Source organism: Sphingomonas flavescens (assembly GCF_030866745.1).
In the GTDB taxonomy this organism is placed as follows: domain Bacteria; phylum Pseudomonadota; class Alphaproteobacteria; order Sphingomonadales; family Sphingomonadaceae; genus Sphingomicrobium; species Sphingomicrobium flavescens.
The window spans coordinates 1,919,444-1,935,485 of sequence record NZ_CP133016.1 but is presented as its reverse complement, the minus strand read 5'-3'; the positions used below and the strand labels follow the sequence as shown (position 1 = coordinate 1,935,485).

Here is a 16,042-nt window from a genome sequence, read left to right as displayed (position 1 = left end):
GTCGCCCCTTTGTAACCTATGGGTTACTTGTAACCTTTGCGTTACACGGGAGTCAAGCGGGGTTTCGGCATGAGTCCTTGGCCGCTAGAGCGGCGGCGATGGCCGAGAACAACCTCGACATACCCTATCGCGGCGGCTTCCAGGGCACGGAGCACCGCTTCGCGCTCAGCGTCTATTTCGAGGACACCGATGCTTACGGCATCGTCTATTATGCCAACTATCTAAAATTCATGGAGCGGGCGCGATCGGACATGGTCCGCGCGGTCGGCGTCGATCAGGCGGAAGAGCTGCGCCGCTCGGGCAGCGCCTATGCGGTTGTCGAGGTGAACATCAAATATCGCCGGCCGGCGCGGCTTGGCGACGACCTGCTGGTCGTCAGCACGGTCGAACAGGTCCGCGCATCCTCGGTCGATATTCATCAGCGAGTCATGCGCGGGACCGAACTGTTGACCGACGCGACGGTTACTGCCGCCTTCCTCGATGGAGGCGGGCGCCCGCGCCGGCAGCCGAAGGATTGGGTCGAAAAGTTCATGGCGATTACGACGAAGTGATGACACGTTTTCTTGCCTTACTGATGTTGGGGATCGGCTCCGCAGCCGTGGCGCAATCGCCCGACCCGACGGCGACAGTGATTGCGATCCCGCCGCTGACGAGCCCGGACAGCGGCTCACGCGGGAATGAGATGCTGGCGCTCGGCTGGCAGGTCACCCAGCTGATCGAGACCGACTTGCGCCAGACCGCGGAAGTCATGCCGCTGCAGCCCAACCGCGACGATTATTATTCCTATCCCGAAGTCACCGCGCCGAGTTTCCCCAAGTGGCGTTCGGCGGGGGCGAAGGCGCTGGTGACCGGCTTCGTCCAGTCACGGTCGGATGGGCGGCTGACGGTCGGCTGCTACGTCTACGACACGCAGAAGGGGCGCGAGCTCGGCCGCAAGGGCTTCATCGTCGGCGCCAACGACTGGCGCCGCGCCGCGCATAAGTGCTCGGGCCTGGCGTACACCGCGATCACTGGGGCGCCGGGCATGTTCGACACGCAGATCGCCTATGTCGCCGAAAGCGGCGTCGGCGACGGCCGCACGCGGCGCATCGCGCTGATGGACAGTGACGGCTACAACCACCGCTATCTCACCGCGGGCGGCGCCATGGTGTTGACCCCGGACATCGGGCCAAAGGTGCAGCAGATCGCATTCGTCAGCTACGCCGATGGCCGGCCCGCCGTCCGCATCATCGATGTCGCATCCGGCAACCAGCGGCCAGTCTTGAACACCGAGGCGATGACGTTTGCGCCGCGCTTCTCGCCGGATGGCAACCGGATTGCCTTCTCGATGATGAGCGGACCGAATGCCGACATTTATGTGGTCGGCGCGCAGGGCGGCGCGGCGCAGCGCCTGACCACAGCGCCGGGCGTCGATACGAGCGCGAGCTTCTCCCCCGACGGAAGCCAGATCGTCTTCGAAAGCGACCGCAGCGGATCGCAACAGCTTTATGTGATGAATGCCGACGGCACGGGCCAGCGCCGGATCAGCTTCGGCAGCGGATGGTATGCCGCGCCGCAGTGGAGTCCCGACGGCAAGTGGATTTCCTTTACCCGCCGCGCGCAGAATGGGCGAAGCATCGGGATCATCAAGCCCGACGGGACTGGCGAGCGGGCGTTGACCAACGGGCCGGCCGACGAGGGTGCCAGCTGGGCGGCGAGCAGTCGGGAACTGATATTCCAGCGCGCCGGCGCGGGCGGGCGTTCTGGCCTGGCGCGCGTCGCGCTCGACGGCAGCCAGCCACGGGTGATGACCATCCCGCAGGACGGATCCGACCCCGCCTGGTCGAGGGTGATCGACCAATGAAGAAGCTCATTCTTTTCGTCGCCGCGCTGACGGTGGCAGCCGCTTCACAGGCGCAGCTCCCCGGCTTGCGCAAGCGCACCGGGCCACCGCCTGCGGAAGCAATTGCGCAGGGCATCGACGCCCAGCGGACCGAATTCGCCGCCCAGTCCGGCGGGACAACCATCTTCTTCGGCGCGGAAAGCGTCGGCCTCGGCGTCCCGGCTCGCACGACCCTCGCCGCCCAGGCGGCATGGCTTCGGCGGCATCCTGAAGTCGTGGTGCGCGTGGAAGGCTATGGCGACACCACGGACACCCGCGACCATGCGATCGCGGTGGGCGCCCAGCGGGCGGACGCGGTGCGCGCTTATCTGATCTTGATGGGTGTGCCTGCGGCCCAGCTGTCGATCACAAGCTGGGGCAAGGAGCGACCGGGTCTCGGCCGCGCCGTCACCGTCCTCGTTCGGTAATTACGCGGCGCGGCGCTGGTAGCCGGTGCTGGCGAGCCAGGCGCGGGCCTGACGCTGCGCTTCGGCGATTTCGCGGGCCGTCATCTCCAGCGAGATTTCGGCACGGCATTCCTGACCACGCGTGCAGCCCGACAGCGCCGCGAGGTTGAACCACTTGTGCGCTTCGACCAGATCGACCGTCAGCCCCCCGCGGCCGGTTGAAAACGTCACGCCCAGCTCGAACAGCGCGTCGACATCACCAGCTTCCGCATCCGCAAGACGGCTGCGCAGCAGGAACTCCGCGCTCTTCTGACTAATTGCCCCCATTTGTATTCCCCTCAGTCCCCTTGGTGAGACGAGAGTGGTCGGCGAAGGGCAAATAAATGGTTAACGCGATTCAACCATGTTCAAACGGCGAGATTATCAATCAGCCGCACGTCGCCGATCGACGCCGCGGCGATGAGGCGCGATCCTTCCTCCATGGCCTCGAGCGGCTCCAGCGTTGCGTCGTCCACCAGCGCGAAATAGTCGATCTTTAGGAAGCCAGCGTCGATCAGCGACTGCTTGGCTGAGCGCAGCGCCTCCGCGACTGACGCACCTCCAGCGATAGCCTCACGCGCTGCTTCCAACGCCTGCGGCAGGGCGACAGCACGCTCCCGCTCATCAGTGGAAAGCAGCGCGTTGCGAGAAGACAGGGCCAAACCGTCTTCATCGCGCACCGTCGGGACACCCACGATATCGACACCAAGCCCGAGGTCTGCCGACATTCTTCGAATGACCGCCAATTGCTGAAAGTCCTTTTCACCGAACAAGGCGACATCGGGCGCCACATCGACGAACAATTTGGCGACGACCGTCGCGACGCCATCGAAATGGCCGGGGCGGTGTTCTCCTTCCCAGCGATCACTGACGCCTGACACGTGAATGGTCGTGGCGAAGCCGTCCGGATAGAATTCGCTGGCGATCGGCAGCCAGGCGAGGTCGCAGCCCGCTTCGCGCAGCTTGGCGAGGTCTTCTTCCTCCTGCCGCGGGTAGCGATCGAGATCCGCGGGATCGTTGAACTGGAGCGGATTGACGAAGATCGACACGACGACGCGCTGCGCCTGATCCTTGGCGCGAGCAATCAGCGCCAGGTGACCGTCGTGCAGCGCGCCCATCGTCGGCACGAAGGCGACCCGGTAATCGGCCCATTCCGCACGGGCGATTTCCAAGTCTTTCGATTCACGAACAATTTGCACGCCTGTCCCGCCTCCGTTAATCTCCGGACGGGCGGCGCTTGCACCTGCGCCGGGGGAAATATCAAGCATGAGCCAGCCGCATTTCATCGTCTTCGCCAACGAAAAGGGCGGGACCGGTAAGTCGACGACCGCGGTGCACACCGCGGTTGCGCTGGCCGCTTCCGGTCACCGCGTTGGCGCGCTCGACCTCGACAGCCGGCAGCGGACCATGACGCGCTATCTCGAGAACCGCGACGCGACGATGCGTCGGCTGGAAAAGCAGCTCCCGCAGGCGACCTACGCAGTGCTTGACGATCAGACCGAGGCCGGCCTGACCTCGGCGATCGAGCGGCTGTCTGGCGACGTCGACGTGATCGTCATCGACACGCCCGGCCGCGACGACCCCGTCGCGCGCGCCGCGATCCTCAAGGCGGACACGCTGGTCACCCCGATGAACGATAGCTTCGTCGACCTCGACCTCATCGGCCAGGTTCACCCGGAAAATTACAAGATCACCAAGCCGAGCTTCTACGCCGAGCTGATCTGGAACAGCCGCACGCAGCGCGCCAAGAACACGGGCAAGAGCGTCGACTGGGTCGTGTTGCGCAACCGCCTGCAGCACATTGAGTCGCACAATCTCAAGCGCGTGGGCGCCGCGATGGACGAACTGGCCCGTCGCGTCGGCTTCCGCGTCATCCCGGGCCTCGGCGAGCGCGTAATCTATCGCGAATTATTCCCAAAGGGCCTGACTCTGCTCGATCTGCAGCAAATCGGTGAAGTCGGACTTGGCCACATCGCCGCGCGTCAGGAATTGCGCGAGATGATTGCCGGGCTCGGAATCCCCGGTGCCGACGAGGGACAGCAACTCGCCGCCACTGGTTGAGGGGCCGATCAGGCGCTAGGGCGGCGCCATGACCCATCGTTTCAATCCTACCATCCTTCGTGAATACGACATTCGCGGCATCGTCGGCGACACGCTGACCGAAGACGACGCCTATGCGCTCGGCCGGACCTACGGTTCGCTAGCGCGCGACGAAGGCGCGACGCGCATCGCCGTCGGCCGCGACGGCCGCACGCATTCCGGCATGCTCGAAGCGGCGCTGGTGCGGGGCCTGACGGAATCCGGTGTCGATGCGGTACTGACCGGCATGGGCCCGTCGCCGATGCTCTATTTCGCTACGCACACGCTCGACGTGGACGGCGGGATCCAGGTTACCGGCAGCCACAACCCGGCCAATTACAACGGCTTCAAGATGCTGCTGAAGGGCCGGTCGGTGTTCGGGCAGGAAATTCAGGCGCTCGGGCGCCGCGCCGCGCAGGGCGATTGGCTCGACGGTCAGGGCGACACTGAAGAAGTTCAGATTCGTGAGCGCTATGTGGAACGGCTGCTCGAAGGCTTCTCCGGCAACGCCTACCGCGTCGGCTGGGACGCCGGCAACGGCGCCGCGGGCCCGGTCCTGGACGAGCTGATCCAGCGCCTGCCCGGGCAGCATTATGCCATCTTCACAACGGTCGACGGCACCTTCCCCAACCACCATCCCGACCCGACGGTCGAGAAGAATCTTGAGGATCTCAAGCGGCTGGTGACCGATAAGCAGCTCGACTTCGGCATCGCCTTCGACGGCGACGGCGACCGCATCGGTGCGGTCGACAGCAAGGGCCGCGTGATCTGGGGCGACCAGTTGCTGATGATCCTTGCCGAGCCGATCCTGAAAGAGCAGCCGGGCGCGACCATCATCGCCGACGTCAAGGCGAGCCAGGTTCTGTTCGACCGCATCGCCGAAATTGGCGGCGAACCTTTGATGTGGAAGACCGGGCACAGCCTCATCAAGTCGAAGATGAAGGAAACCGGCGCGCCGCTGGCGGGCGAGATGAGCGGCCACATCTTCTTCAAGCACCGCTGGTTCGGCTTCGACGACGCCCTCTACGCGGCGGTCCGCCTAATCGAAGCGGTGTCGGCGTCGGGTAAGAGCCTGACGGAAATCATGGACGCGATGCCTGTGTCGGTAGCGACTCCGGAGATGCGCTTCCAGGTCGACGAAGTCCGCAAGTTCGCGATCGTCGATGAAGTCCGCGACCGGCTGTCCGGGGACGGCGCGACGGTCGATGCGACCGATGGCGTGCGCGTGAAGACCGGTGATGGCTGGTGGCTGCTCCGCGCATCGAACACGCAGGACGTGCTCGTCGCGCGAGCCGAGGCTGGCGATCAGTCGGGACTCGATCGCCTGATCGGGCAGATCGACGAGCAGCTGGCGAAGTCCGGCGTCGAGCGGGTCGAAGCCGAGCACTAGGACCGGCTGGGCGGTCTCAGGCTGCGTTCGGCAAGGATCGTCGCAGCGACGACGCCCGCGCAGAACACCGCGCCTTCAAACGCGCCTGACACCATCTGGCTGACGCGGCCGAAGCCATGTTCGCCGAGGATCGCGCCGGCCTGATCGAGCCGCAGGCGCGAGCCGGGAAAGGTTTGCGCGAGCAGCACGAGGCTGCCGCCCATGAGTCGCCCGCCGAGCAGCGGAATGATCAATCCGGCGAGCGCCCCGAAGCCTGCCGCGATGGCGGCGCTCCGCCGCAGACCGGGCATTCGCGAGGCGATCCAGATGCCGAGCCCAACGGCCGCGCCCAGTATCAGTCCTTCGAGCGCCCCCGTCATTCCCGCCGGCGACCTGCCGAACAGCAGGTTGAAGGCATCCAGCCCCAGCAGCTTGACGACCGCACCCACAATCAACCCACCTAATGCCCCGCCGATTGTTGCGGTGTGCCAGTCTCGCGCCGACAGCTTTCGGCCGATCGCGACCCCGAAGCTGACGCCCGCGCCGCCAATCAGCCCGACCGCGATCGTCAGGCACATGATGACCAGCAGCACCGAGACCGCGCCGAGGCCGGGCTGCAGCGGCCGCGAGGCGCCCAGGAAACCGTAAAAGATGCCGCCGAAGAAGCCGGCAATGCCGCCGCCGACGGTTCCGGCCGCGGCGAGCAGCAAGGTGTCGCGCCAGGACTCGCGAATGGGCAAGGCAGGCGGCCGTCGCGCGACGCCGCCTTCGACGGCCGCGATGAACCGGTAGCCGTGCTTGGGCACCGTCTCGATAAAGCTCGGTCGCGCCGCATCGTCGCCCAGCGCCCGCCGCAGCGACTTGATGCATTGCGTCAGCGCCTCGTCGGTGACCGGCACGCCGGCCCACACCTGGTCAAGAAAGTCGTCCTTGGTGACGAGCGTTCCCGCCTGGCGGACGAGCAGGACAAGCGCATCGAGATAGCGGGAGCTAAGCTCCACCGCCTCACCGTCCCGCCACAGCCGCCGGTCAGCCGCATCCAGGCTGAATTGGCCGAAGCGATAGCAGGCGCGCGCGCTTTTCAGGATAATCTCAGCCTTTGCTCATGCCGCTCACCGGCCTTTGTGATCATGTGAAGCCTCAATCAATGCTGGAGGCAAGTATGGCGGAGTTCGTTCAACCAGGCGGTCGGCGCGGAGTGCCGTGGCGCCTCATCGGCTGGGGCGGCGCCGTCGCGCTGCTCGCCGCTCCGTTCGTCGCGATGCAGCTGAATGCAGAAGGCGTGGACTGGTCGCCGGGCGACTTCATCTTTGCGGCGGCATTGTTCGGGATCGTCGGGGGCTTGCTCGAACTTGCCGTCCGCGCGTCCTCCAACGCTTCCTATCGCACCGGCGCGGCCCTCGCGCTTCTCGGCGCCTTCCTGGTGACGTGGGTGAATCTCGCGGTCGGCATAGTCGGCAGCGAGGATAATCCGGCGAACCTGCTATTCTTCGGCGCGCTGGCCATCGGCATCGCCGGTTCAGTCGTTACGCACGGCAAGCCGGCCGGCATGTCGACGGCAATGCTTGCGACGGCCGCATCGCTGGGCATCGCCTTCCTGATTGCGGTGATGAACCCGACCGACGAGCCGTTCGTGCCGCATTCGCGCGAGCTCATCGGCACCAGCGTCTTCGCCGGCCTGTTCCTTGCCTCGGCAGCGCTGTTCCGTCGGGCAGCCAAGTTCGGCCGGTCGTGACGCAGCGATGGGATTGCTGTATGATGCCGGCATGCTGGAGCAGCACGCCCAGTATGCCGGCGAGGTCGAGCGACTCGGCTCGATGTTCGCCCACGCGCCCGGCTTCATGGCGCTGGTCGGCGGCAAGGATCTGCGCTTTCTCGTCGCCAATGAAGCGTTCAAGAAACTCGTCGGCCGAAGCGACCTGGCGGGAAAAGCGTTCAACGAAGCCTTTCCCGAGCTGGACGATCAAGGGATCGACGACATTCTGCTCGGCGTCGCGCGATCGGGCGAGGCGTTCGTTGCGCGTGCCATGCCGATGACCGTTGTGCGGTCGGACCTGACGCCCGAGGAGCTGGTGCTCGACCTCGTGTTTCAGCCGGTGCCCGAGGGCATTTTCATCCAGGGCCACGATGTCACCGATCAGAAGCGCGGCGAAATGCTTCGTGTCGCGCATTCAAAAGTACTCGGGCTGGCGATCAACGACAGCCCGCTCGAGCAGACGCTCGGTGAGCTGATCCGCATCGTGGAATCGGGCTCGTCGACCGGCGTGCTTGGCTCGATCCTTCTCCTCGACGCCGACGGGCGGCATCTGCGGTACGGCGCCGCACCGAGCCTGCCTCGCGCCTACAGCGAAGCGATTGACGGCTTCGAGATCGGGCCTTGCGCGGGATCCTGCGGAACCGCCGCCTACAACGGCTCTGCGGTTTACGTGTCGGACATCGCCAACGATCCGCTGTGGGCAGACTATCGTGATCTGGCCCTCGCGCATGGGCTGCGGGCCTGCTGGTCGATCCCCATCCTGACCCATGGCGGCGATGTGCTCGGGACCTTTGCGATGTATCATCGCGAGCCGCGCGAGCCGACCTATCGCGATTTATTGCTGGTGGACCTCATCATCCAGACGGCCGCACTCGTAATCGACCGCGACCGTGCGAAGACGGCCCTGAGGCGCGCACTCAGCCCGGCTTAATCGTCCTCGTCTTCGTAGCCGACGAGGTTCAGTTCGCGGGCCTTGATCTGGTGCGTCATGCACCAGTGCTTTAGCGCCTCCTCTCGGCCGTGGGTGATCCACACCTCTCCCGGTGCGAGCTCGCGGACGGTGGTGGTGAGCTCGTCCCAGTCGGCGTGGTCGGAGATGATCAGCGGTAGCTCCACATTGCGCTGGCGGGCGCGCTGACGGATGCGCATCCAGCCGGACGCCATCGCCGTCACCGGGTCGGGCAGGCGGCGCGACCAGCGGTCGTTAAGCGCGCTGGGGGGCGCAATGACGACTTTGCCGCGAAGCTCGTCCTTCGATGCACCGGTCGCGGGACGAAGATCGCCCAGCGGCACACCCAATTCTTCATAGAGCTTGCACAGGCGCTCGACCGCGCCGTGGAAATAGATGGGATCGTGATGCCCGCGCTCGCGCAGTTCGGTGATGATCCGCTGCGCCTTGCCTAGCGCATAGGCGCCGACGAGGACGCAGCGCTCGGGGTCGCTGTGCAGGCGGTGAAGCAGCCGATCGATCTCGCTGCCCGTGTCGGGGTGGCGGAAGACCGGCAGGCCGAACGTCGCCTCGGTGATGAAGATGTCGCACGGCACCGGCACGAAGGGCGGGCAGGTCGGGTCGGACCGGCGCTTGTAGTCGCCGGATACGACCACCTTCTCGCCCTTGTGCTCGAGCACGATCTGCGCGGAGCCGAGGACATGGCCCGCTGGAACGAAGCTGACGTCGACATCACCGACGCGGATGCTTTCGCCATAAGCGATCGGCTGGCCGCCCGGCTGCGGACCGTAGCGGCATTCCATGATCGCCAGCGTCTCAGGCGTTGCGAGGACCTTGCTGTGTCCGCCGCGCGCATGGTCGGCGTGGCCGTGGGTGACGAGCGCACGGTCTTTAGGCTGTGACGGATCGACCCACGCATCCGCGGGCCGCACGTAGATGCCCTCGGGGTGGGGCTCGATCCAGGAACCGATGCGGGGCATTGCGAGCTATATAGGTCGAACATCCACAGGGTTCCCGCGGGAGGACAACAAAATGGACGAATCGCTTTGGGGCATCGTGAACATCGTGGGCCCCGTGGTCCTGCTAATTGCGCTGATCTGGCTGGTGATGCGTCGCCGCGCCGACAAGACCACGAACCAAACCGAGGCCGGCACCCGCGACCTGTATCGCGAGGAGGAACAGCGGCGACGCGACGGGACCGACCAGCTCTGAACCTTCCGGACGCAGTCAGCAGGTGGTTCGAGGGGAAGGGCTGGAGGCCCCGCCGCCACCAGCTTGAAATGCTCGAACTCGCGCGGCGCGGCCGCAGCGGCCTGCTCGTCGCGGCGACGGGCGCGGGCAAGACGCTGGCGGGCTTCCTGCCGACGATCTGCGAGCTGGCAGAAGAGCCCGTAGAGGGGCTGCACACGCTTTACGTATCGCCGTTGAAGGCGCTCGCCGTCGACGTTCAACGCAATCTGATCGGTCCCATCGAGGAGATGGGCCTGCCGATCCGTGTCGAGACGCGCACGGGCGACACGCCGTCTGACCGCAAGGCACGGCAGCGGGTGAAGCCGCCGCAGGTGCTGCTGACCACGCCCGAATCGCTCAGCCTGCTGCTGAGCTATCCCGAGGCCGCAACGATGTTCGCGGGCCTGCGGACCATCGTGGTGGATGAACTCCACGGCTTCGCCAAAGAGAAGCGCGGCGACCTTCTGTCCCTGTCGATGGCGCGGCTGCAGAAGCTCGCGCCGGGCCTTCGGCGCGTCGGGTTGTCGGCGACGATCAGCGACCCCGACGCCTACCGATCCTGGCTGGCGCCGGACGCCGACATGGAAGAGGTCGACATCGTTCTCGGCGATCCCGGCGCCGAGCCGGACCTGTCGATCCTGATCCCCGAGAACCGCATCCCTTGGGGCGGCCATTCCGGCCGCCATGCGGCGCGCGAGGTAATGCAGCTGATCGAGCAGCACCGGACGACACTCGTCTTCTGCAACACGCGCAGTCTGGCGGAGTTGATCTTCCAGGACCTGTGGGCGGTGAATGACAATGCGCTGCCGATCGGTGTTCACCACGGCAGCCTGGCGGTCGAGGCGCGGCGCAAGGTCGAGAACGCAATGGCCGACGGACGTCTGCGCGGGCTGGTGGCCACCGCGAGCCTCGACCTCGGTATCGACTGGGGCAACGTCGATCTTGTCGTGCAAATGGGTGCGCCCAAAGGCAGCTCGCGCCTCCTCCAGCGCATCGGCCGCGCCAATCACCGGCTGGACGAGCCGAGCAAGGGCATCGTCGTTCCCGGCAATCGCTTCGAATATCTGGAAGCGCGTGCTGCGCTGGATGCCGTCGAGGACGGCGAGCTCGACCCTGAGATCTTCCGCCCCGGCGCGCTCGACGTGCTTGCCCAGCACATCCTGGCGATGGCCGTGTCGGCGCCGTTTCAGCAGGATGAGCTGCTCGCCGAGATCCGATCCGCCGCGCCCTATGCGGGCCTGAAACAGGAGACGTTCGAGGAGACGCTGAACTTCATCGCCACCGGCGGATACGCGCTTAAGGCGTACGACCGCTTCCGTCGCCTGGTGCCTGAGCCCGGCGGAATGTGGCGCATCGCCCGCCCGCAGATCGCGCAGCAGCACCGCCTCAACGCCGGGGTCATCGTCGAGCAGCCGCTGATGACCGTTCGCTTCCGCAACGGCCGCAAACTCGGCACGATCGAGGAAGGCTACGCTTCGACGCTCTCGCCCGGCGACCACTTCTTTTTCTCTGGCCTGAGCCTGGAAGTCGAGCAGTTCAAGGAAACCGACATCATCGTCCGCGCCTCCTCCGCGCAGGCACGGATCGTGACCTACGGCGGCCAGCGCATGTCGCTGTCGACGCACCTCGCCAACCGCGTGCGGCACATGCTGTGCGACCGCAACGACTGGAGCCGCTTCCCGGACGACGTGCGCGACTGGCTGGAAGTGCAGTCTGAGCGGTCGGTCCTGCCCGAACCCCACCAGCTGCTGGTCGAGACGTTCAAGCATGAGAAGCAATATTACATGGTCGCGTACAGCTTCGACGGCTGGAACGCGCACCAGTCGCTGGGCATGCTGCTGACCAAGCGCATGGAGAAAGCGGGGCTGAAACCGCTCGGCTTCGTCGCTAACGACTATGCCATTGCCTGCTACGGCCTGGAGCCAATCACCGATCCGAAATCGCTCTTTTCAGCCGACATCCTCGAGCAGGAGTTCATCGATTGGGTCGAAAGCTCGCACCTGCTCCGGAATGCCTTTCGCGAAGTCGCGGTCATCGGCGGCCTCGTCGAGCGACACCACCCCGGCAAAAAGAAGTCGGGGCGCCAGGTCAGCTTCTCGACTGACCTCATCTACGACGTGCTCCGCCGGTACGAGCCCGAACATCTTCTCCTGAAGGCTGCGTGGGAGGACGCGCGCCGAAGGATGACGGAGCTTGGCAGGCTGGTCCGCCTGGTCGATCGCGCTTCGGCGACGATGCTGCACGTCGAGACGGGGCGGATCACGCCAATGGCCGTCCCGCTGATGGTCATTATTGGGCGCGAGTCGCTGCCGCCTGGCGCGGAAGCCGATGAGTCATTGCTGATGCAGGCGGAAGAGCTGGCCAATGCCGCGATGAATGCCGGCTAGTGAAAGCTCGCTGCCTGAACGGCACCTAACATTACCCCTCACCGGTCGTTCAGCATCCGAAACAAAAGATGATGGCGACAAAAGGGGTGGCGCATGGCTTCGAGACTAGTTTCCGGATTGGCAATTTTGGCGGGGGTTGGCCTGACTTTGGGCGGAGCAGCGACAGCACAGCGAACCGGCCGGGTCCGCGCCGTGTTCCAGGAGTCGATGTCGGCCCGCGCCGGACATCCCGCCGACCCCAGCGCAACCCCCGTGCGCGCACCCGGCAATTATCGCTTCAGCTTCGTCGACGACGGGCTTACGCGCGATTATCTGGTGCATGTCCCGCGCAGCTATCACGGACAACCGGTACCCATGCTGATCGCCCTGCATGGCGGCGGCGGTAGCGCCAGCTTTCAGGCAGACGATGCAAGATACGGCCTGATCAGCAAGTCGGAAGCGGCCGGCTTCATCGCGGTCTTTCCCAACGGGACGTCACGCTTTCCCGGCGGGATGCTGGCCACGTGGAACGCCGGCACTTGCTGCGGCCGGGCGCAAAGCAGCAACGTCGACGACGTCGGCTTCATCCGCGCCGTCATCGCCCGTGTCGAGCGTCAGGCGCAGATCGATCCGAGGCGAATCTTCGCCACCGGCATGTCCAATGGCGCGATGATGAGCTGGCGTCTGGCCTGCGAGGCACCGGAAATCCGCGCGATCGCGCCGGTTGAAGGCACGGACAACACGACGTTCTGCCGCCCTTCGCACCCCGTGGCCGTCATCCAGTTCCACGCGGCCAACGACCCGAACGTTCCATTCAATGGCGGACGAGGCATCGGCCTTGCCGACACCGACTTCGTCTCGGTTCCGGCCACCCAAAGCAAATGGGTTCGTCTGAACAAGGCAAACCCGCAAGCGAGCCGGGTGCTGACCGTGGACGGAGCCTATTGCGACCGCCACGCGGCCAAACCCGGCGGCGCACCGGTCGAGCTATGCGTTACCGAGACCGGCGGGCATAGCTGGCCGGGCGGTGGATCACAGCAAGGCCGCAAGCAGCCATCGAAGGCGATCAGTGCGAACGACCTGATGTGGGCCTTCTTCTCGTCGCTTTGATGTTGCACGAGCCAGCAAGGCGGGCATGACGACCCTCATGCGTAATGTGTTCGTCCTGTTGGCTCTTCCCTTCGCCCTGACGGGCTGCGTCGTCGGCACCATCGCCAAGACCGCCGTCGATGTGGCGACCCTGCCGGTCAAGGCGGTCTCGGCCGGCGTCGATGCAGCCACCACGAGCCAGTCGGAAGCCGACGAGAAGCGCGGGCGCGAGCTTCGCAAGCAGGACGAGGAACGCGGCAAGCAGTACCGGGCAATGCTGGAGCGCTGCCGCAAGGGCCGGCCGCTACCGACCGACACCTGCGGCGCGCAGCCGCGCTAGGCGCTACCGTTTGCGGTTTGCCTCGTCGGCGATGACGTAGAGGAAGTCGACGAACGCCAACGACGCCTCGTCCAGCCCGTTCACCTTCGGATCCGCGCTCTTGATCAGGAACCACTCGTTTGGCGCGTGCGCACCGCCGCCGCGGCCGGTGCCGAAGCGCGAAGCGGGCAGACTCAGCGGCGCGGCGGTGAAGATTACGCCTGGCCAGCTGCCGGCACTTCGCGGGCTGATGGAGTAGGGGATCTTTGCGTCGTCGAAGAACCGTTTCTGGGCCCGGACGAGGACGCTGTTTTCATCGCTCTCGTTCGGCCCATAACCGCCCGAAATCGTGACCCGCACATCGTCGAAGCCGCGCTTGGCGAGGTGCGCCTTCAGCTTGGCCACCGCCTCTTCCTTGGTCTGGTCAGGCACCAGCCGAAACTCGAGCTTCGCCTCTGCGCGCGAGGGGAGAACGGTCTTGCCCTGCGGACCGGTGTAACCACTGACGAGACCCTGGATGTTCACCGTGGGCTGCGACACGAAGCGTTCGAGGCTGGTCACATAGGGCTCGTTATTGATCCACCGCCCGACGCCGAGCTGCTGCTTGACCTGTGCCTCCGGATTGCGGGCCGCACCCTCTGCTATCAGCTGCTTCTGCCGCGGCGTCAGCGGACGCACATGCTCGAACCAGCCGTCGATCGCCGGCGTGTGCCCGTCGTCGGCAACCAGCGTGTTGAGCGCCTTCACAAGCCGCCACGCCGGATTCTCGATCCGCGCATAGTTGGAGGAGTGCAGGTCGGCCTTCGGATATTTGTCCGATGTCTCGCCGCCGACGACCATCTGGAACTCAACCGCGCCCTTGGCGCCGAGCACGATGTTCGCGCTGCCATCCTTCGACTGCCCCGATTCCGGGATGAACACGCCAACCGTTTTGGAAAGCGCAGCCCGGACTTCGGGGTTGGCCACCACCTGCGCGAAGTTGGTCGAGGCCACCTCCTCTTCGCCTTCCGCGACCAGCACGAGGTTCACCGGCAGCTTGCGTCCACTCGCCTGGAAGGCCTTCACCGCCGCGAGAAAGGCCATTTCAGGCCCTTTCTGATTGCTGGCGCCGCGACCGACCATGACTTGCCCCTCGCCCGGCCGGTCGACCAGGCGTCCTTCGAGCGGCGGGCTGCTCCATTCCGCCGGGTCGAACTGCTTCACGTCATACATGAAGTAGATGCCGACGGTCGTCTTCGCGCCCGCGTCCAGGGTTGCGAACACGCCGGGCACACCGTCGGTGGGAATAATTTTCGCCTGCTGGAAGCCCGCGTCCAGCGCGAGCTTGCGCATATATTCGGCGCCCTGACTGACGTTTCTCTTTTCTGCAGCAATGGTCGGCAGTGCGATCCAGTCTTGCAGCGCCTTCACCGTGGCGTCGTGCCGCTGCGCCACCGTTGCCGCGATTCGCGCGCGGTCGGGCGTTTTCGCCGGAAGCGCCCCCGCTGCCATGAAAGCCACGCCGCCAAGCAACATTGCAATTCGCATCGATGATTCCCCCTGTTGGATGGCGGAGACTGGAACGTTCGGCGGCGCTCGTCCAGAGACGCCCGATGCGTTACTTCCTCGATACCGAATATAACGGCTGGGGCGGCGCATTGCTCAGCCTCGCCTTGGTGCCTGACGACGGGGAGGAACTCTATCTCACTCTCGCATGGGACGGCGATTTGGACCCCTGGGTAGAGCGTCACGTGCTGCCTTACCTGGACATGGTCCCGGAAAGTCATCGGTCACCGCGAATGAGCCGCGATGACGCTGCGCGAACCGTCGCCCACTATCTGTCCGGCGATCCCGAACCGTTGGTCGTTGCCGACTGGCCGGAAGATATTGCGCAGTTCAGCGCGCTGCTGGTCACGGGTCCGGGACAGATGGTCGAAGTCCCCTCGATGCGATTTCAGTTCCTGCCGTTGGGCGGCTTCAGCACCGCGGCGAACAGCCGGGTACCGCACAACGCGCTGCACGACGCGCGAGCGTTGCGCGATCACATCCTCGGGATGGAGTGATCACTCCGCCGCCGTGCGGAGATGTGCATCGCCCTTGCGCTCGATCCACGTCAGGTCGCTGAGGCTTAATTCGCGGCCGTCATGCGACAGCACGCAGATACGGCGGACGGGCTTGCGATCGCGTTGGTCGGCCAGCGCCAAATCCATCGTCCCATAGCCCCACTTCTCTCCCCATTGCCGCAGCGCGAGCACTACTGGCAGCAGGTCCTCGCCCTTGGCCGAAAGGGTATAGATTACCCGCCGCCCGTCATTGGGATCGGCCTCGCGGTCGAGAATGCCGCCCGCGACGAGCTTGCCGAGCCGGTCGGATAGAATATTGCGGGCAATGCCGAGCCCGGCCTGAAACTCTTCGAAATGCCTTAGCCCGTTGAGCGCGCCGCGAAGGATCAGGAACGCCCATTTTTCACCGATCAGCTCGACCGCTGCCGGGAGCGGACAGGCAAGCGCGGCCTGCCGAAATGAATCGATACCCGCCGTCAGTGTGTCACCCGGCATACGCGTCTCCCCAGAGACTCGATTTGAAGCACAAAAACTGC

18 protein-coding genes are annotated in these 16,042 nt (G+C 65.4%); 12 read left to right on the top strand and 6 right to left on the bottom strand.

The window, feature by feature from the left end; translation table 11 throughout:
* Nucleotides 1-98 precede the first annotated feature (98 nt).
* From QU596_RS09950 to QU596_RS09940, 3 genes are read left to right on the top strand one after another with little or no spacing between them, the layout of a single operon-like run.
* Nucleotides 99-551, top strand: a complete 453-nt coding sequence (locus QU596_RS09950) for a YbgC/FadM family acyl-CoA thioesterase (protein ID WP_308515362.1) — start codon at nucleotides 99-101, stop codon at nucleotides 549-551.
* On the top strand, nucleotides 551-1,843 hold the full coding sequence (tolB, locus tag QU596_RS09945) for a Tol-Pal system beta propeller repeat protein TolB (protein ID WP_308515361.1): 1,293 nt from the start codon (nucleotides 551-553) through the stop codon (nucleotides 1,841-1,843). Before QU596_RS09950 ends, tolB begins: the two co-directional genes overlap by 1 nt.
* A complete protein-coding gene (locus tag QU596_RS09940; RefSeq protein WP_308515360.1) occupies nucleotides 1,840-2,289 on the top strand; it encodes an OmpA family protein in 450 nt (149 codons plus the stop codon). The genes tolB and QU596_RS09940 overlap by 4 nt, the downstream gene beginning before the upstream one ends.
* Here QU596_RS09940 and QU596_RS09935 read toward each other — a convergent pair whose 3' ends face one another.
* Both QU596_RS09935 and panC read right to left on the bottom strand, forming a co-directional pair.
* Entirely contained in the window at nucleotides 2,290-2,595 is a 306-nt protein-coding gene (locus QU596_RS09935; RefSeq protein ID WP_308515359.1) for an SEL1-like repeat protein, read from the bottom strand. It lies immediately after the preceding gene.
* An 80-nt stretch (nucleotides 2,596-2,675) separates the two neighbouring features.
* The gene (gene panC / locus QU596_RS09930; protein ID WP_308517978.1) at nucleotides 2,676-3,506 is read right to left on the bottom strand and encodes a pantoate--beta-alanine ligase; all 831 of its coding nucleotides are present in this window, start codon (nucleotides 3,504-3,506) and stop codon (nucleotides 2,676-2,678) included.
* 67 nt (nucleotides 3,507-3,573) lie between these two features.
* Between panC and QU596_RS09925 the strand changes: the two genes are divergently transcribed.
* Together QU596_RS09925 and pgmG are read left to right on the top strand one after the other, a co-directional pair.
* On the top strand, nucleotides 3,574-4,368 hold the full coding sequence (locus tag QU596_RS09925; protein WP_308515358.1) for a division plane positioning ATPase MipZ: 795 nt from the start codon (nucleotides 3,574-3,576) through the stop codon (nucleotides 4,366-4,368).
* 28 nt (nucleotides 4,369-4,396) lie between these two features.
* Nucleotides 4,397-5,776 (top strand): phosphoglucomutase/phosphomannomutase PgmG, encoded by a 1,380-nt coding sequence (pgmG, locus tag QU596_RS09920; RefSeq protein ID WP_308515357.1) that lies wholly within the window; start codon nucleotides 4,397-4,399, stop codon nucleotides 5,774-5,776.
* On the opposite strand, the gene QU596_RS09915 is transcribed toward pgmG, so the two are convergent.
* Nucleotides 5,773-6,756, bottom strand: coding sequence for a winged helix-turn-helix domain-containing protein (locus QU596_RS09915; RefSeq protein WP_308515356.1), 984 nt, complete (start codon nucleotides 6,754-6,756; stop codon nucleotides 5,773-5,775). The two genes, pgmG and QU596_RS09915, sit on opposite strands and share 4 nt — an antisense overlap.
* A gap of 161 nt (nucleotides 6,757-6,917) precedes the next feature.
* Here QU596_RS09915 and QU596_RS09910 point away from each other — a divergent pair, with 161 nt between their 5' ends.
* Together QU596_RS09910 and QU596_RS09905 are read left to right on the top strand one after the other, a co-directional pair.
* On the top strand, nucleotides 6,918-7,490 hold the full coding sequence (locus tag QU596_RS09910; RefSeq protein WP_308515355.1) for a hypothetical protein: 573 nt from the start codon (nucleotides 6,918-6,920) through the stop codon (nucleotides 7,488-7,490).
* 7 nt (nucleotides 7,491-7,497) lie between these two features.
* On the top strand, nucleotides 7,498-8,442 hold the full coding sequence (locus QU596_RS09905) for a GAF domain-containing protein (protein WP_308515354.1): 945 nt from the start codon (nucleotides 7,498-7,500) through the stop codon (nucleotides 8,440-8,442).
* Here the strand turns inward: QU596_RS09905 and QU596_RS09900 are convergent.
* Nucleotides 8,439-9,431, bottom strand: coding sequence for a ligase-associated DNA damage response exonuclease (locus QU596_RS09900; RefSeq protein WP_420030975.1), 993 nt, complete (start codon nucleotides 9,429-9,431; stop codon nucleotides 8,439-8,441). The genes QU596_RS09905 and QU596_RS09900 overlap by 4 nt on opposite strands.
* A gap of 61 nt (nucleotides 9,432-9,492) precedes the next feature.
* Between QU596_RS09900 and QU596_RS09895 the strand changes: the two genes are divergently transcribed.
* The 4 genes from QU596_RS09895 (at nucleotide 9,493) to QU596_RS09880 (ending at nucleotide 13,485) form a co-directional block, all read left to right on the top strand.
* Entirely contained in the window at nucleotides 9,493-9,672 is a 180-nt protein-coding gene (locus QU596_RS09895; protein WP_308518021.1) for a hypothetical protein, read from the top strand.
* A gap of 68 nt (nucleotides 9,673-9,740) precedes the next feature.
* Nucleotides 9,741-12,077 (top strand): ligase-associated DNA damage response DEXH box helicase, encoded by a 2,337-nt coding sequence (locus tag QU596_RS09890; protein ID WP_420030911.1) that lies wholly within the window; start codon nucleotides 9,741-9,743, stop codon nucleotides 12,075-12,077.
* Nucleotides 12,078-12,170: 93 nt separating this feature from the next.
* Nucleotides 12,171-13,166 carry a CE1 family esterase gene (locus QU596_RS09885; protein ID WP_308515352.1) on the top strand — a complete coding sequence of 332 codons (996 nt, stop codon included), beginning with the start codon at nucleotides 12,171-12,173 and terminating at the stop codon, nucleotides 13,164-13,166.
* Nucleotides 13,167-13,203: 37 nt separating this feature from the next.
* Nucleotides 13,204-13,485, top strand: a complete 282-nt coding sequence (locus QU596_RS09880) for a hypothetical protein (protein WP_308515351.1) — start codon at nucleotides 13,204-13,206, stop codon at nucleotides 13,483-13,485.
* A gap of 3 nt (nucleotides 13,486-13,488) precedes the next feature.
* Here the strand turns inward: QU596_RS09880 and QU596_RS09875 are convergent, their stop codons facing one another.
* Nucleotides 13,489-14,991, bottom strand: a complete 1,503-nt coding sequence (locus QU596_RS09875; protein ID WP_308515350.1) for a M20/M25/M40 family metallo-hydrolase — start codon at nucleotides 14,989-14,991, stop codon at nucleotides 13,489-13,491.
* A gap of 65 nt (nucleotides 14,992-15,056) precedes the next feature.
* Here QU596_RS09875 and QU596_RS09870 point away from each other — a divergent pair, with 65 nt between their 5' ends.
* Nucleotides 15,057-15,506: a hypothetical protein gene (locus QU596_RS09870; RefSeq protein WP_308515349.1), complete on the top strand. Its 450-nt coding sequence runs from the start codon at nucleotides 15,057-15,059 to the stop codon at nucleotides 15,504-15,506.
* Here the strand turns inward: QU596_RS09870 and QU596_RS09865 are convergent, their stop codons facing one another.
* Entirely contained in the window at nucleotides 15,507-16,001 is a 495-nt protein-coding gene (locus QU596_RS09865) for a winged helix-turn-helix transcriptional regulator (RefSeq protein ID WP_308515348.1), read from the bottom strand.
* Nucleotides 16,002-16,042: the final 41 nt, after the last annotated feature.

Excerpts from the sequence above, each read along its gene's own strand:
- QU596_RS09910 (WP_308515355.1), top strand. The coding sequence starts at position 6,918 with ATGGCGGAGTTCGTTCAACCAGGCGGTCGGCGCGGAGTGCCGTGGCGC.
- QU596_RS09880 (WP_308515351.1), top strand. The coding sequence starts at position 13,204 with ATGCGTAATGTGTTCGTCCTGTTGGCTCTTCCCTTCGCCCTGACGGGC.
- QU596_RS09865 (WP_308515348.1), bottom strand. The coding sequence starts at position 16,001 with ATGCCGGGTGACACACTGACGGCGGGTATCGATTCATTTCGGCAGGCC.
- QU596_RS09875 (WP_308515350.1), bottom strand. The coding sequence starts at position 14,991 with ATGCGAATTGCAATGTTGCTTGGCGGCGTGGCTTTCATGGCAGCGGGG.
- tolB (WP_308515361.1), top strand. The coding sequence starts at position 551 with ATGACACGTTTTCTTGCCTTACTGATGTTGGGGATCGGCTCCGCAGCC.
- QU596_RS09935 (WP_308515359.1), bottom strand. The coding sequence starts at position 2,595 with ATGGGGGCAATTAGTCAGAAGAGCGCGGAGTTCCTGCTGCGCAGCCGT.
- QU596_RS09905 (WP_308515354.1), top strand. The coding sequence starts at position 7,498 with ATGGGATTGCTGTATGATGCCGGCATGCTGGAGCAGCACGCCCAGTAT.
- QU596_RS09890 (WP_420030911.1), top strand. The coding sequence starts at position 9,741 with ATGCTCGAACTCGCGCGGCGCGGCCGCAGCGGCCTGCTCGTCGCGGCG.
- QU596_RS09885 (WP_308515352.1), top strand. The coding sequence starts at position 12,171 with ATGGCTTCGAGACTAGTTTCCGGATTGGCAATTTTGGCGGGGGTTGGC.
- pgmG (WP_308515357.1), top strand. The coding sequence starts at position 4,397 with ATGACCCATCGTTTCAATCCTACCATCCTTCGTGAATACGACATTCGC.
- QU596_RS09895 (WP_308518021.1), top strand. The coding sequence starts at position 9,493 with ATGGACGAATCGCTTTGGGGCATCGTGAACATCGTGGGCCCCGTGGTC.
- QU596_RS09870 (WP_308515349.1), top strand. The coding sequence starts at position 15,057 with ATGCGTTACTTCCTCGATACCGAATATAACGGCTGGGGCGGCGCATTG.
- QU596_RS09925 (WP_308515358.1), top strand. The coding sequence starts at position 3,574 with ATGAGCCAGCCGCATTTCATCGTCTTCGCCAACGAAAAGGGCGGGACC.
- QU596_RS09940 (WP_308515360.1), top strand. The coding sequence starts at position 1,840 with ATGAAGAAGCTCATTCTTTTCGTCGCCGCGCTGACGGTGGCAGCCGCT.
- QU596_RS09950 (WP_308515362.1), top strand. The coding sequence starts at position 99 with ATGGCCGAGAACAACCTCGACATACCCTATCGCGGCGGCTTCCAGGGC.